Genomic DNA, 14106 nt, shown 5'->3' with positions numbered 1-14106 from the left:
TGCCCGAGCCGTTCCAGTCGGTCTCGCCGAGCGGCTTGCAGTGGAACTCGATGTCGATGCCGTACTTTTCGGTAAGGCGCAGCAGCAGGTAGCGCGCCATCCAGATCTGGTCGGCGGCCTTCTTGGAACCCTTGCCGAAGATCTGGAACTCCCACTGGCCCTTGGCCACTTCGGCGTTGATGCCTTCATGATTGATGCCGGCGGCGAGACAGAGGTCGAGATGCTCCTCGACGATCTGGCGCGCGACATCGCCGACATTCTTGTAGCCGACGCCGGTGTAATAAGGTCCCTGCGGCGCCGGATAGCCGCTCTCGGGGAAGCCGAGCGGGCGGCCGTCCTTGTAGAAGAAATATTCCTGCTCGAAGCCGAACCAGGCGTCCTCGTCGTCCAGGATCGTCGCGCGGCTGTTCGATGCATGCGGGGTGACGCCATCGGGCATCATGACTTCGCACATGACGAGAACGCCGTTGGTGCGCGCCGGATCCGGATAGAGCGCAACCGGCTTCAGCACGCAGTCGGAGCTGCGGCCTTCGGCCTGGTTCGTGGAAGAGCCGTCGAAGCCCCACAGTGGCAGCTGCTCAAGCGTCGGGAACTCGGCAAACTCCTTGATCTGGGTCTTGCCGCGCAGATTGGGGGTCGGGGTGTAGCCGTCGAGCCAGATATACTCGAGTTTGTATTTGGTCATTCCAGTGCCTCTCGTTGCTTGGACGCCGGGGCGGCATCAACGCATGGCCGGACCGAGCCGGCCTGCCGTGCGCTAAAATGCAATTCGTATGCCACTCTCCTCGTCCAGGGTGCGGCAAAATGGTCATCGCAAAGCGTTGATTTTGCTGAGCCTGCGCAGCAATGCGCGGCGATCGTTCAGGCGCGCTTTCTGCATAAATATTGTGCAACGCCTGATCTTTTTGTGAGCATATTGCCTAAATGAATCGCAGAACCTATCTTGGGAACAGATTTGAATCGACTTGCTCCTGAAGAGGTAGGAGGCCGCCAATGGATGTCACCACGTCCCGTCCTTCGGCAAAGATCCTGATGTTCCCGCTTGCAGGCCGGGCGTCTGCCTCAAATTTAGGCCCAAAGGCGAAATTCGCGGCAGAGCTTGCCTCGTTGCGCAATACGCACGCAGATTTCGACGGCTGGTACCATCAGGCGGCAATCGAGGAAGAACACAAGCAGCGCAAGAGCTGACCAATTCTTTCCAGCTCGAGACGAGAAAAAGCCCGGCGCGATCGCTCGCGCCGGGCTCTTCATTTGCCGAGGATCGGCTACTGCTTGGCGTCCAGATCGGTGCCAAGCGTATCCCTGACGAAGATCATGCCGATGATAAGCGACATCGCGGCGATCACCACCGGGTACCAGAGGCCGTAATAGATGTCGCCCTTGTAGGCGCTGAGTGCGAACACCGTTGCCGGCAGCAGGCCGCCGAACCAGCCATTGCCGATATGGTAAGGCAGCGACATGCCGGTATAGCGGATGCGGGTCGGGAACATCTCGACCAGGATTGCGGCGATCGGCCCGTAGACCATGGTCACGAACACGACCAGGATGAACAGGATGCCGATCGTCACCGGCCAATTCACCGCCTCCGGATCGGCGACCATGGCAAAGGCACCACCGCCCGGGATGTTGTAGACGGTGACCTCGGGGGCGCCGGCCGCTTCCTCCTTGGTCAGCAGCTTGTCGGCCACCGCCTTGTCGGTCGGAACGGTCGTTTTCTCGCCGCCGCGGATCGCCGCGGCATCGAGCTTCAGTTCCGGATTGGCTGCGACGAAGGCGTCGAGCTTCTGGTCCGGCACCTTGGCCGCGGCCCGCTTCAGCGGATAGCCGCCATCCTGCAGGGACATGTTGACGGCCTTTTGGAAGGCGGCCTCCTTGGCCTTGGCCTGATCGCCGGCGGCGACGGCGTCATAGGACTGCACCGTCTCGTTGCCGATCTTGACCGTGGCGGCCGTGCCGGGTGCCGCGGTCGAAACGACGTCGTAAGGCACCGAGTTCTTGGTCAGGAACGAGGTCGCGATATCGCAGGATGTCGTGAACTTCGCCGTGCCGACCGGATTGAACTGGAACCTGCAGTCGCCGGGTGCCGCGGTCACCGTCGCGCGCGTGTTCTGCTGTGCGGTGGCCAGCGCCGGATTGGCGGCCCAGGTCAGCGCCTTGAACAGCGGGAAGGTGCAGACGATTCCCAAAGCAAGGCCGGCCATGATGATCGGCTTGCGGCCGATCTTGTCGGACAGCCAGCCGAACACGACGAAGAAGATCGAGCCGACGGCAAGCGCGATCGCGATCATGACGTTGACCGACCACGCGTCGACCTTCAGCACGTTCTGCAAGAAGAACAGCGCGTAGAACTGGCCGTTGTACCAGATCACGGCCTGGCCTGCGGTGAGGCCGAGCAGCGCCAGAAGTGCGATCTTGGCGTTCTTCCACTGGCCGAAGGCTTCTGACAGCGGCGCCTTGGAGCCCTTGCCCTCCTCTTTCATGCGCTGGAAGGTCGGCGACTCCGAAAGCGACAGCCGGATCCAGATCGAGATGGCAAGCAGCAGGAAGGAGACGATGAAGGGAATGCGCCAGCCCCAGGCAGCGTAGGTTTCCTTGCTGAGCGAACCCTGGACGATGAGGATGACGATCAGCGACAGGAATAGGCCGAGCGTTGCCGTCGTCTGGATCCAGGAGGTGTAGAAGCCGCGGCGATCGTCCGGCGCGTGCTCGGCGACATAGGTTGCGGCACCGCCATATTCGCCGCCAAGCGCCAGCCCCTGCAGCATGCGAAGCCCGATCAGGATCACCGGTGCCGCGATGCCCCAGCTGGCATAGCCGGGCAGCAGGCCGACCAGGAAGGTCGACAGGCCCATGATCGTCATGGTGACGAGGAAGGTGTATTTGCGGCCGACGAGGTCGCCGATGCGGCCGAACACAAGCGCGCCGAAGGGACGGACGAGGAAGCCGGCGGCGAAAGCCAGCAGCGCGAAGATGTTGCGCGTCGCCTCGGGGATGGTCGGGCTGAAGAAGGTCGCGCCGATGAAGGCGGCCAGCGAACCGTAAAGATAGAAATCGTACCATTCGAAAACGGTACCGAGCGAGGAGGCGAAGATGACCTTCTTTTCCTCCCGCGTCATGCCGCGGCTTTTTCCGCCGGCGGTCGATGCCATTGCCATTGATATATCCTCCCGTGGATCCCGTCTGTCCTCGATGGCTGCGCGCCACCGTCCGCAATTCCTCGGACTCAAAAACGCGGCCAACGAAGGAAAAAATGGCAGAAAGCGCCCCGGAAAGGCACCGCGACGATGGGATTATGACTTTGGTATTAGATGCAATGCGAAGCGGAGCTCAGGCTTTGAGCGCCTCAAGCAGGCTGACTGCCGCCATCATGTCGCGCTTGCGGGCGGAGCGGCGCGCGACGGCTTCGGCATCCTGGCCCCAGTGCTCGATCTGCCAGTCTTCGTCGACATGGCCGGCGGCCCAGGCCTCCTCGCCGTCGAGCTCGCCGAAGTCGACGGCAAGCGCCAGCAGCGCTGAGCCGGTCAGCGAGGTCATGACGTGGATCGCGGCCAGACGCAGCGGCTCGGCGCGCTGGGCAAGATGAGCGCCAAGGACGGCGATCGTCTCGCGCGGCTGCTCGACATGGATGACACCTTCGGCGAGGTTGAAGCGCACGCCGAGGTTGCTTCTTGCCCAATCGAGAACCGGATCCCAGAGCCTGTTCTGACGGTCTACCAGCCCCTGCGGGCCATCGGCTCGGTAGCAAAGCAGGTCCGACGAAGCGAAGCGCAGGACATCCTCCAGCACCGCTTGCGGGTCGCTGGCCACACCGTCGAGTGCCGTGTTGGCAAGGCGCATCACCGGCATGGTCACAGGGTCGATGATCTCGCGCTGGGCGGAAAATTCGTCAGCAACCAGCGTCGCGGCTCCTTCAGTCGGCAACACCAGCAGCGCCTTTCCCGGCGTGCGGACCGGCCTGCCGTCCAGATGGACGGCAAAACCGCCTTCGACCGGCACTACCGAAACCGCCTTGTAGAAGCGCTTCGGCAGCGGCGTCTTCATCTGGATCTGGGCGCGGCGCACCGGATCGGGATCTGAAAGCTGCTTTCCCGCTTCGAGGTCGTTGAGGATGTCGCGCATCTCGAACTCCTTACGCTGGGACCTGCTTGCGCGACGGCCGATTGACGATGATCAGCCCGGCCGCGATCAGGCCCAGTGCCAGGAAGATCCTGATCGTCAGCGGCTCGCCCAAAAGCACGGCGCCGCACAGAACACCGAACACCGGCGACAGGAAGGCGAAGCTGGACAGGCCTGCCGCCGGATAGCGCGTGAGCAGCCAGAACCACAAAACATAGGTGAAAGCGACGATATAGAAAGACTGGAACATCAATGCCAGTGTCGGCAATGCAGCGATTTCGCGGATCGGCGGGCCGGCGAACGGCATCACAAGGGCACCGACGACGGCGGCGCCCGCGAGTTGATAGAGCAGAAGCTTCTCGGCGCTGGTTTCGACCAGCTTCGATCGCTTGATGACGATGCTGGTCAACGCCCACAGGATGCCCGAGCCAAGACTGAGCAGATCGCCCGTCAGCGTCGCGTCATTGCCGGCGAAGATGCCGTCTGAGAACACGGCCAAAAGGCCGCAGAAGGCAAGCACGAGGCCCCCAAGCTTGCGCGCGTTGATGCGCTCGCCGAGTAAAAAATGGCCGCCGATCAGGACCCAGAACGGCATGGTGTTGACCAGGAGCGTGTTGCGAGCGACGGTCGTGTATTCCAGCCCGATATAGAGAAACAGGAACTCGACGCCGAAGAGCACGCCGACGACAATACCGGCGCTGAGCGTCCCATCCGCTTCAAACAGCTTGATGCCGCGCAACCGGCACCAGCCGAGAACGCACAGCCCGCCGATGATCGAGCGCGCGATCGATACGAAGACCGGATCGTAGCCGGCATAGGAGACCTTGGCGGCGACGTAGTTCAGGCCCCAGGACAATGTCAGCCCGACCATCATGGCGGCCGCGGTCATGTCGACCGCGTCGCGTCGGCCGAATGTATCGGCAGCACCGCTCAATTGTCGTCCTCCGCGCTCTGCTCATCGAAGCCGAGCAAGTTCCAGCTTTGGCGCATATGCGGCGGCATCGGCGCGGTAACATCGATGACGCCCTGGTCTGGATGCGGGATAACGATGCGGCGCGCGAGAAGATGAAGGCGGTTCTGGATGCCGCCGGGAAACTCCCAATTGGTGTCGGCCTCGAAATATTTGGGATCGCCGATGATCGGGCAGCCGATATGGGCGGCATGGACGCGAAGCTGGTGGGTGCGGCCGGTATAAGGTTCCATTTCCAGCCAGGACAGCGACTGCGCCGCCTGCTCGACGACGCGGTAATAGGAAACGGCATGGTCGGCGCCCTTCTCGCCATGCTTGGCGATGCGCACGCGGTCGCCGTCCGGCGTCGCCTCCTTGACCAGCCAGGTCGAGATCTTGTCCTCGCGCTTCGGCGGCACGCCCTTGACCAAGGCCCAATAGGTTTTCTTCGTCTCGCGCGCCCGGAACGCTTCCGACAGCTTCATCGCGGCAAGGCGGGTGCGGGCAACGACCAGCACGCCGGAAGTGTCGCGGTCGAGGCGATGGACGAGGCGCGGCTTCTCGCCCTTCTGGTTGCGCCAGGCCTCGAGCATGTCGTCGACATTGCGCGTGACGCCGGAGCCGCCCTGCACGGCAAGCCCGGCAGGCTTGTTGAAGACGAAGACCTTCGGGTCCTCGTGCAGCAGCATCTTGGCCAGCACATCGGCATCGCCCTGGTTGCGGATCGAATGGCCGGTGAGCGGGGCGTCGCCCTTCTTGTCGACTTCGAGCGGCGGAATGCGCACGGTCTGCCCGGGCTCGACGCGCGTGTCGGCCTTCACGCGGCCGCCATCAACGCGGACCTGGCCCGAGCGCAAGAGCTTTTGCAGGTGACCGAAGCCGAGGCCCGGATAATGGACCTTGAACCAGCGGTCGAGCCGCATGCCCGCTTCGCCAGCCTCCACCGTGATTTGTTCGACACCTGCCATGGTTACGCTTTTCCGGTTGAAAGCGGCGCCATAGCACTAAGGCAGAGAGGTTGCGAGCCAAAGACCCAACAACGGACAAAGATCGCGCCAAAGAGCGTTGCGCAGCCGCGGGCGCGGACGCCTCAGTTTGCGGCCGCCTTCTTGGCCTTGGACGAGCCGATCATCTTCCAGTTCTTGTAGAACATGGAATTGACGCGCTCGACGCTGACCGAGACGATGGCGAGAAGGTTGGCGATCAGGCCGGGGAATGGCGATGGACGGATGATATCCATGAACACGCAGTAGCGGCGTCCGTCATATTCGTTCACTGAACGGTGCAGCAGCGTGTCGTCGAAAATGTAAAGCGGGTTGTCGTGCCAGTAGTTCCTGGCGCCGTTGCACTCGACGAAAATCTCAGCCTTGACCGGCAACAGGTTGTAGAGGATGCGCAGGCTGAGCCGCAGCGGCCCGAAATGCCAGGAAGTCGATTCCTTGCCTCTGAAGACTGAGACGGCGATGGTCTTGATGTATTTGAAGTCCTTGTTGAATTCCGCGACGTTGTCGATCTTGTGCTTGCCATACCACTGATAGACATACATGCCGCGCCGACCGGTGCCGAAATTGGCGTCGATATCGGCGATGATCTCGTTCTTGCGAGCTTTGAAGACGTCGAGAACCTCGTTGACCTCGCGCTGATAGTCTGCAGGGAACTGCTCCAGCTTCCATACGCCCGGGTTCCGATAGCAAAGCAGGTCGACCAAAAGGTTGAACGGCGACAGCAGCCAGGTGAAGATGCCGTTGCCGAGGAAATAGCCGCGGAACAACGACAGATCCTTGTTTGCATTGCGCATCACGTCGATCAGGCCGCAGACGATCCAGATCGTGGTCAGGATCGGGATAAAATAAAAGCCAAGCGCGAGAAGCGGGACTGCGATAGCAGCCTGACGAAGAGTCTTACGGGTTTGCTTTGTCATAGTCTTTCGCTTGGGAGCGCGATCCTGTTCGCATGAGCCAAATCACGGCGACCCCCGCCAGCCGTGCGCCTTCATAGGATTTTTCATGACGCGGCACAATCTGGAACAGGTTTGCCCGCTCACGATCGCGCCAGCATCTCGACTTTGCTGTCATGCCGACGAAGCTTCGCCGCCAAGGGCCCGCCGAGTCGCGGAAGCGGCTATTCCCGCTCTTTGCGCAGCTTTGCCCAGTATTCCAACCGCTTCTTGACCTCGCGCTCGAAGCCGCGCTCGGGCGGATCGTAGAAAGTGCGGCGGCCCATCTTTTCCGGGAAATAGTCCTGGCCGGAAAAGGCATCCGGCTCGTCGTGGTCGTAGCGGTAGCCGGCGCCGTAATCCTCTTCCTTCATCAGCTTGGTCGGCGCGTTGAGGATGTGCTTGGGCGGCAGCAGCGAGCCGAATTCCTTGGCCGCTTGTGTCGCCGCCTTGAAGGCGGTGTAGACGGCATTCGACTTGGGCGCGGTGGCGAGGTAGACGGTGGCCTCGGCGAAGGCGAGTTCGCCCTCGGGCGAGCCGAGATAATCGTAGGCGTCCTTTGCGGCATTGGCGACGACCAGGGCCTGCGGATCGGCAAGCCCGATATCTTCCACCGCCATGCGCACCAGCCGGCGGCCGAGATAGAGCGGATCCTCACCGGCATCGAACATGCGGGCGAGGTAATACAGCGCAGCGTCCGGATCCGAGCCGCGCACCGATTTATGCAGCGCCGAGATCAGGTTGTAATGGCCGTCCTGGCCCTTGTCGTAGATCGGCGCGCGACGCTGGATGACGCGCTGCAGGCCTTCGGGCCCAAACACCTCGCCCGGCTTGGCGGCGCGCCAGACCTCCTCGGCGAGCGTCAGCGAGGCACGACCGTCGCCATCGCTCATGCGGATCAGCATGGCCCGCGCCTCGTCGTCGAGCGGCAGCGCCCTGCCCTCGGTCGCCTCGGCCCGCTCCAGCAGCTTGGCGATGCTCTCCTCGTCCAGCGAGCGGAAGACGAGCACCCGCGCGCGGGACAGAAGCGCCGCGTTCAGCTCGAAGGATGGGTTCTCCGTCGTGGCGCCGACCAGCACCACCGTGCCGTCTTCCATGACCGGCAAAAAACCATCCTGCTGGGCACGATTGAAGCGATGGATCTCGTCGACGAAGAGCAGCGTCTGGCGGCCATTGGTCCGGCGCAGTTTTGCTGCCTCGAACACTTTCTTCAGGTCGGCGACGCCGGAAAACACCGCCGATATCTGCTCGAAGGCAAGGTGGGTTTCGCCGGCGAGCAACCGCGCCACCGTCGTCTTGCCGGTGCCGGGCGGGCCCCAGAAGATCATCGAGCCGAGCGTGCCGGAATTGATCAGCCGCGTCAGCGCGCCATCCGGGCCGGTCAAGTGCTCCTGGCCGACAACCTCGCCAAGGGTCTTCGGGCGCAACCGGTCAGCCAGCGGGCGGCCGGGCGGCGCCTTCTCCGGTTCATCGACGCTGAACAGATCGGCCATGCACTTTTATTTGGTTGGAACGCGGCCCCTTTTCCAGAGCCTGCTCAGTAACGCAACACCTGGCGCAGTATCTGCCCACCGCGCTCGACGGTAAACCGCCACCACCGCGTGTCCTGCTGCGCAATCTGTGCCAGCGTCGCCGCCTTATCGATGCTCGTGCCGTTCACTTCGCGCACGATGTCGCCCGGTTGGAAGCCGAAATCGGCGGCCGGTGAATCGCGGTTGATGTCGACCACGGTGACCCCCTTCATGTCGGTGCGCAGCCCGAGACGCTGGGCAAGGCGCGGCGAAAGCTCTGCCACCTTGGCGCCGGCGAAGGGGCTGCGGCCATGCAGCGTGACCTCGCTCGGCTTCGCGCCTTCGGGGGCGCGCTCCAGCGCAATCTCAAGCGTTGCCTGCTGGCCCTTGCTCAGCACTGCGAAGGTCGCCTTGGTACCGATCGACAGCGTCGCCATGCGGTAATCCAGCGCCTCGATGCTTTCGACCGGGGTGTTGTTGAGCGACAGCACGACGTCGCCGGGCTTGAGCCCCGCCTTGCCGGCCGGTCCGGCCCCATCGACCGACGAGACCAGCGCGCCTGTCGGCTTTTCCATGCCAAGAGATTCCGCGATCTGGGGTGTCACGGCTTCAAACTCGGCGCCGATATAGGGCCGCTCGAAGAAATCCAGGCCGGCTTTGGCGGCGTCGGCGAAAGCCCTGACCATGTTCGACGGAATGGCGAAACCGATACCGATCGAGCCGCCGCTGCGGCTATAGATAGCCGTGTTGATGCCGACCAGCTGGCCGCCCATGTTGATCAGCGCGCCGCCGGAATTGCCGGGATTGATGGCGGCATCGGTCTGGATGAAATAGCCGGAGTCGGAAACGCCGATATGGCTGCGGGCAAGCGCCGAAACGATCCCGCTGGTGGTCGTCTGGCCGACGCCGAAGGGATTGCCGATGGCGAGCACCAGGTCGCCGACCTCGAGCGCGTCGGAATCGCCGATGGCGATCACCGGGAACGGCTTGTCGGCGGAGATTTTGAGCACGGCAAGATCCAGTGTCTCGTCCTTCAGCATCACCTTGGATGTGAACTCGCGCCCGTCGGCCGTCGCGACCTTCACCTCGTCGGCATCCTTGATGACATGGTAGTTGGTGACGATCACGCCGCTCGGATCGACCAGCACGCCGGAACCGAGCGAAGACTGCGCGCGCGGCTGCGCGCGGCCGAAGAACTCCTCGAAGAAGGGATCGCCCTCGAATGGCGAGGTCACCTTTGCGGTCTGCGAGGCGTAGACGTTGACCACGGCCGGCGCCGTCTGCTTGACCAGCGGCGCAAACGAAAGCTGCACCTCCTCGCGGCCGAACGGCACGCGCTTGTCGGGCCCGGAAGTGGAGTTCTCGCCCTCGACGCCATGCAAGAGATCGGTCAGCACGTCGGAAAGGCCAGGGTCGGCCGGCTTGGCGGCATCTTCTGCGAATGCCTGTCTGACGCTAGGAGCCGCGGCGAAAGCGGCAAGCGTGCAAACCGCAATAAGAAACAGCCGTTTGAGGTGCATTCCGAATCCTCCAGATCAGGCGCCATTGTCCCGACGATTGTGCAGAATGAAAGGCTAATGCACGGAAATACGATGCTTGTCGCGCAAAAGCGTGAGAACGAGAACGAAAATCCGCTCGCCCTGCTCGCTGGCTTCAGAACGAAAAAGGGGCCCCGAAGGCCCCTTGAATTCATTCGCTGAAAACCTGGCCTTATGCGGCCGCGGCTTCCTCTTCGCCGCCTTCGGCCTCGAGACGCGCGCGGTCGGCGGCGCCCTTGGCCGAGGTGTCGCGGTCGACGAACTCGATGACCGCCATGGCGGCATTGTCGCCGTGGCGGAAGCCCGCCTTCATGATGCGCAGGTAGCCGCCGTTGCGGCTGGCGTAGCGCGGTGCGATGGTTTCGAACAGGCGCTTGACGACGCCTTCATTGCCGATCTGCGCGATCACCTGGCGGCGGGCGTGCAGGTCGCCGCGCTTGCCGAGCGTCACCAGCTTCTCGACGATCGGACGCAGGTCCTTCGCCTTCGGCAGGGTGGTGACGATCTGCTCGTGCTCGATCAGAGACACGGCGAGGTTGGCGAACATCGACTTGCGGTGGCTTACGCTGCGGGCGAAGCGACGGCCTTTGAAACCGTGGCGCATGGCTCTTTTCCTTCTTTAGTTGTTCAAGAGGCCACGGCCTCTGATGGTTTTCCGCATGACCGTCGGATCGAGCGGCTCGCGCCGCCGATCCTTGGAATTCATGCTCAATACTGATCCTCGTAACGCTTGGCGAGGTCTTCGATGTTTTCCGGCGGCCAGTCCGGCACTTCCATGCCGAGGTGCAGACCCATCGCCGCCAGCACTTCCTTGATCTCGTTCAGCGACTTGCGGCCGAAATTCGGAGTGCGCAGCATCTCGGCTTCGGTCTTCTGGATCAGGTCGCCGATATAGACGATGTTGTCGTTCTTCAGGCAGTTGGCCGAACGCACCGAAAGCTCGAGCTCGTCGACCTTCTTGAGCAGCGCCGGGTTGAAGGCGAGCTCGGTGACGGCCTCGGTGGCGACTTCCTTCTGCGGCTCGTCGAAGTTGACGAACAGGCTGAGCTGGTCCTGCAGGATGCGGGCCGCGAAAGCCACGGCGTCCTCGCCCGAGATCGAACCGTCGGTCTCGATGGTCATGGTCAGCTTGTCATAGTCGAGAACCTGACCCTCGCGGGTGTTCTCGACCTTGTAGGAGACCTTCTTGACCGGCGAGTAGAGGCTATCGACCGGGATCAAGCCGATCGGCGCGTCCTCGGCGCGGTTGCGCTCAGCCGGCACGTAGCCCTTGCCGGTGTCGACGGTGAATTCCATGCGGATCTCCGCGCCCTCGTCCAGCGTGCAGATCACGTGGTCGGGGTTGAGGATCTCGACGTCGCCGACGGTCTGGATGTCACCGGCAAGCACGGCGCCCGGGCCCTGCTTGCGCACGACCATGCGCTTGGGACCATCGCCTTCCATGCGGATGGCGATTTCCTTGATGTTGAGCACGATGTCGGTCACGTCCTCGCGCACGCCGGCGATGGACGAGAACTCATGCAGCACGCCGTCGATCTGCACGGCGGTGACGGCCGCACCGCGCAGCGAAGACAGAAGCACGCGCCGCAGCGCGTTGCCGAGCGTGAGGCCGAAGCCACGCTCGAGCGGCTCGGCCACAAGCGTGGTCAGCGTCTTCTTCTTCGACGAGAACTCGATCTTGTTCGGCTTGATCAGTTCCTGCCAGTTTTTCTGGATCATGGTGTCTTCCTTCCTTTGACCCGCCACCATCCAATCGTGGCGGGCAGCCTGGAATTGCCGCGGAGGAGCGCCTTGGCGCTCACGCGGCGTTCAAAAATATTAGACGCGGCGCTTCTTGCGCGGACGGCAGCCATTGTGCGGGATCGGCGTCACATCGCGAATCGAGGTGATGGTGAAGCCGGCCGCCTGAAGGGCGCGCAGCGCCGATTCACGGCCGGAGCCGGGTCCGCAGACCTCGACCTCGAGCATGCGCATGCCGTGTTCCTGGGCCTTCTTGGCGACGTCCTCGGCGGCCATCTGGGCGGCGAACGGGGTCGACTTGCGCGAACCCTTGAAGCCCTGGGCGCCGGCGGACGACCAGGCGATCGAATTGCCCTGCGCGTCGGTGATGGTGATCATCGTGTTGTTGAAGGTCGAATTGACGTGGGCAACGCCCGACGAGATGTTCTTGCGTTCGCGACGGCGAACACGAGCGGCTTCCTTGGCCATGGTACTCCTTTCAGTTGATCTCTACACCGCCGTAACGCCAGCGGCTCCACCTTTGCAGTGAATGGTGAATAGTGAAATGGTGAATGGTCAAAGCGCCATTCACCATTCACCACCAACCATTCACCAATTACTTCTTCTTGCCGGCGATCGCCTTGGCCGGGCCCTTGCGGGTGCGCGCATTGGTATGCGTGCGCTGGCCGCGGACCGGCAGCGAGCGGCGGTGACGCAGGCCGCGGTAGCAGCCGAGGTCCATCAGCCGCTTGATGTTCATCGAGACCTCGCGGCGCAGGTCGCCTTCGACCTGGTAGTCGCGGTCGATCGTCTCGCGGATCTGCAGCACTTCCGCGTCGGTCAGCTGGTTGACGCGGCGGTCCGCTGGGATGCCGACCTTGTCGACGATCTCCTGGGCAAACTTCTTGCCGATGCCGTGAATGTACTGAAGCGCAATGACGACGCGCTTGTTGGTCGGAATGTTGACGCCGGCTATACGAGCCATGTTCTTTCATCTCCATTTGGGCCGGCCACCTTCAAAAAGGCAGGCCCGGCGCTATCTAAGTTGCCCCGCGTCCGGTGGAGGCCGGCCCTTGCGGGAGTTTCCTGGTTCAAAACAGATGCCCTGCCCTTGCGGGCAAGCAAAGTCCATGCCTGATAGGAAGACGGGCCGCCATACCCCAATGGCTTCTTCCAGTCAAGCGCAATCTTTGCTTGTCGGAGCGGCCTAGCTCACCGCCGCCGTGAGCACCTTCTCGATCTCCGCGGTCACCGCGTCGATGCTGGCCATGCCGTCAACGCTCTTCAGCCTGCCTTTGGCATAGTAGTAGCCGGTCAGCGGCGCCGTCTTCTTGTAATATTCTCGCAGGCGCTCCTCGAACACCGCCGGGTTGTCGTCCTTGCGCACCGGCTGGCCGGCCGCCTTGGCATCCTCGGCCCGCTTGACGATGCGCCCGACCAGCGCCTTGTCGTCGACGACGAGCTCGATGACGCTGTCGAGCGCGATGTTGCGCTCGGCGAGCATGGCTTCGACGGCATCGGCCTGCACCAGCGTGCGCGGATAACCGTCGAGGATGAAGCCCCTGGCGCAGTCGGGCTGGTCGATCCGCTCGGCGACGATCGCATTGACGATCGCGTCCGACACCAGCTCGCCGGCATCCATCACCGCCTTGGCCCGCCTGCCGACTTCGGTTCCGGCCTGGACGGCGGCACGCAGCATGTCTCCCGTCGAAAGCTGGGGTATGCCGTGTTTTTCTACCAGTCTCTGTGCTTGCGTCCCCTTGCCCGCTCCTGGCGGCCCAAGCAATATCAGCCTCATCTGCTCCTCTTACCCCCGCGCAACTTCGACTTCTTGATCAGGCCCTCATACTGGTGCGCGATCAGGTGACCCTGAATCTGCGCCACCGTGTCGAGCGTGACACTGACCACGATCAGAAGCGATGTGCCACCGAGATAGAAAGGTACGCCAGTCGCTGAAATCAGGAACTCAGGCAGCAGACACACCAGCACCAGGTAGATGGCGCCGATGACGGTGATACGCGTCAGAACATAGTCGATATATTCGGCGGTGCGCTCGCCCGGACGATAGCCCGGGATGAAGCCGGAATGCTTCTTGAGCTGGTCGGCCGTGTCCTTCGGGTTGAAGACGATCGCCGTGTAGAAGAAGGCGAAGAAAATGATCATCGCCGCATAGAACGCCATATAGAGCGGCTGGCCGTGGCCCAGCGCCGCAAGAACCGTGCTCGCCCAGGCAGGCAGGTTGGTGGTCTGCGAGAAGCCTGCAACCGTTGCCGGGAGAAGCAGCAGCGAGGAGGCGAAGATCGGCGGGATGACACCCGAGGTGTTGAGCTTCAGCGG

General features: G+C 62.8%; 15 protein-coding genes. 1 reads left to right on the top strand and 14 read right to left on the bottom strand.

Translation table 11 applies throughout. The features are described 5' to 3' along the window. Positions 1-685, bottom strand: a 685-nt coding sequence (locus EOA60_RS03310) for a glutamine synthetase beta-grasp domain-containing protein (protein WP_128311063.1), incomplete at its 3' end; no start/stop codon positions are given. 308 nt (positions 686-993) lie between these two features. Here EOA60_RS03310 and EOA60_RS03305 point away from each other — a divergent pair. After that, positions 994-1188, top strand: a complete 195-nt coding sequence (locus EOA60_RS03305) for a DUF2735 domain-containing protein (RefSeq protein WP_095825447.1) — start codon at positions 994-996, stop codon at positions 1186-1188. A 77-nt stretch (positions 1189-1265) separates the two neighbouring features. Here the strand turns inward: EOA60_RS03305 and EOA60_RS03300 are convergent, their stop codons facing one another. The 13 genes from EOA60_RS03300 to EOA60_RS03240 all read right to left on the bottom strand — a co-directional run. Then, complete coding sequence (locus EOA60_RS03300) at positions 1266-3155, bottom strand: MFS transporter (RefSeq protein WP_067321442.1); 1890 nt, start codon at positions 3153-3155, stop codon at positions 1266-1268. Between the two features lie 172 nt (positions 3156-3327). Next, entirely contained in the window at positions 3328-4119 is a 792-nt protein-coding gene (locus tag EOA60_RS03295; RefSeq protein ID WP_095780451.1) for an ATP12 family chaperone protein, read from the bottom strand. Positions 4120-4129: 10 nt separating this feature from the next. Further along, on the bottom strand, positions 4130-5005 hold the full coding sequence (locus tag EOA60_RS03290; protein WP_067321630.1) for a DMT family transporter: 876 nt from the start codon (positions 5003-5005) through the stop codon (positions 4130-4132). A gap of 41 nt (positions 5006-5046) precedes the next feature. After that, positions 5047-6033 (bottom strand): RluA family pseudouridine synthase, encoded by a 987-nt coding sequence (locus EOA60_RS03285; RefSeq protein WP_095800675.1) that lies wholly within the window; start codon positions 6031-6033, stop codon positions 5047-5049. A gap of 122 nt (positions 6034-6155) precedes the next feature. Further along, on the bottom strand, positions 6156-6986 hold the full coding sequence (locus EOA60_RS03280; protein ID WP_095825449.1) for an aspartyl/asparaginyl beta-hydroxylase domain-containing protein: 831 nt from the start codon (positions 6984-6986) through the stop codon (positions 6156-6158). Positions 6987-7186: 200 nt separating this feature from the next. Further along, a complete protein-coding gene (locus EOA60_RS03275; RefSeq protein ID WP_066989617.1) occupies positions 7187-8494 on the bottom strand; it encodes a replication-associated recombination protein A in 1308 nt (435 codons plus the stop codon). Between the two features lie 44 nt (positions 8495-8538). Beyond that, a complete protein-coding gene (locus EOA60_RS03270) occupies positions 8539-10032 on the bottom strand; it encodes a DegQ family serine endoprotease (protein WP_095825450.1) in 1494 nt (497 codons plus the stop codon). Positions 10033-10222: 190 nt separating this feature from the next. Further along, complete coding sequence (rplQ, locus tag EOA60_RS03265; protein WP_066989613.1) at positions 10223-10654, bottom strand: 50S ribosomal protein L17; 432 nt, start codon at positions 10652-10654, stop codon at positions 10223-10225. A gap of 104 nt (positions 10655-10758) precedes the next feature. Further along, on the bottom strand, positions 10759-11769 hold the full coding sequence (locus tag EOA60_RS03260; RefSeq protein WP_059188661.1) for a DNA-directed RNA polymerase subunit alpha: 1011 nt from the start codon (positions 11767-11769) through the stop codon (positions 10759-10761). A 99-nt stretch (positions 11770-11868) separates the two neighbouring features. Continuing rightward, entirely contained in the window at positions 11869-12258 is a 390-nt protein-coding gene (gene rpsK, locus EOA60_RS03255) for a 30S ribosomal protein S11 (RefSeq protein WP_006205444.1), read from the bottom strand. A 127-nt stretch (positions 12259-12385) separates the two neighbouring features. Further along, the gene (gene rpsM / locus EOA60_RS03250) at positions 12386-12754 is read right to left on the bottom strand and encodes a 30S ribosomal protein S13 (RefSeq protein ID WP_027170351.1); all 369 of its coding nucleotides are present in this window, start codon (positions 12752-12754) and stop codon (positions 12386-12388) included. Between the two features lie 222 nt (positions 12755-12976). Beyond that, a complete protein-coding gene (locus EOA60_RS03245) occupies positions 12977-13567 on the bottom strand; it encodes an adenylate kinase (RefSeq protein WP_095825451.1) in 591 nt (196 codons plus the stop codon). Continuing rightward, the coding region (locus EOA60_RS03240; RefSeq protein WP_281060726.1) for a preprotein translocase subunit SecY at positions 13564-14106 on the bottom strand (543 nt) is incomplete at its 5' end. The genes EOA60_RS03240 and EOA60_RS03245, both read right to left, overlap by 4 nt.

This window comes from Mesorhizobium sp. M1A.F.Ca.IN.020.06.1.1, from assembly GCF_004023265.1.
Taxonomy (GTDB): domain Bacteria; phylum Pseudomonadota; class Alphaproteobacteria; order Rhizobiales; family Rhizobiaceae; genus Mesorhizobium.
Note: the sequence above shows the minus strand (reverse complement) of the source record. Positions and strands in the feature narration are given on the sequence as shown.

What these genes read in the sequence shown, in the direction of transcription:
- EOA60_RS03300 (WP_067321442.1), bottom strand. Translation starts at nt 3,155, where the DNA reads ATGGCAATGGCATCGACCGCCGGCGGAAAAAGCCGCGGCATGACGCGG.
- rpsK (WP_006205444.1), bottom strand. Translation starts at nt 12,258, where the DNA reads ATGGCCAAGGAAGCCGCTCGTGTTCGCCGTCGCGAACGCAAGAACATC.
- EOA60_RS03270 (WP_095825450.1), bottom strand. Translation starts at nt 10,032, where the DNA reads ATGCACCTCAAACGGCTGTTTCTTATTGCGGTTTGCACGCTTGCCGCT.
- EOA60_RS03290 (WP_067321630.1), bottom strand. Translation starts at nt 5,005, where the DNA reads ATGACCGCGGCCGCCATGATGGTCGGGCTGACATTGTCCTGGGGCCTG.
- EOA60_RS03295 (WP_095780451.1), bottom strand. Translation starts at nt 4,119, where the DNA reads ATGCGCGACATCCTCAACGACCTCGAAGCGGGAAAGCAGCTTTCAGAT.
- rplQ (WP_066989613.1), bottom strand. Translation starts at nt 10,654, where the DNA reads ATGCGCCACGGTTTCAAAGGCCGTCGCTTCGCCCGCAGCGTAAGCCAC.
- EOA60_RS03260 (WP_059188661.1), bottom strand. Translation starts at nt 11,769, where the DNA reads ATGATCCAGAAAAACTGGCAGGAACTGATCAAGCCGAACAAGATCGAG.
- EOA60_RS03275 (WP_066989617.1), bottom strand. Translation starts at nt 8,494, where the DNA reads ATGGCCGATCTGTTCAGCGTCGATGAACCGGAGAAGGCGCCGCCCGGC.
- rpsM (WP_027170351.1), bottom strand. Translation starts at nt 12,754, where the DNA reads ATGGCTCGTATAGCCGGCGTCAACATTCCGACCAACAAGCGCGTCGTC.
- EOA60_RS03245 (WP_095825451.1), bottom strand. Translation starts at nt 13,567, where the DNA reads ATGAGGCTGATATTGCTTGGGCCGCCAGGAGCGGGCAAGGGGACGCAA.
- EOA60_RS03285 (WP_095800675.1), bottom strand. Translation starts at nt 6,033, where the DNA reads ATGGCAGGTGTCGAACAAATCACGGTGGAGGCTGGCGAAGCGGGCATG.
- EOA60_RS03280 (WP_095825449.1), bottom strand. Translation starts at nt 6,986, where the DNA reads ATGACAAAGCAAACCCGTAAGACTCTTCGTCAGGCTGCTATCGCAGTC.
- EOA60_RS03305 (WP_095825447.1), top strand. Translation starts at nt 994, where the DNA reads ATGGATGTCACCACGTCCCGTCCTTCGGCAAAGATCCTGATGTTCCCG.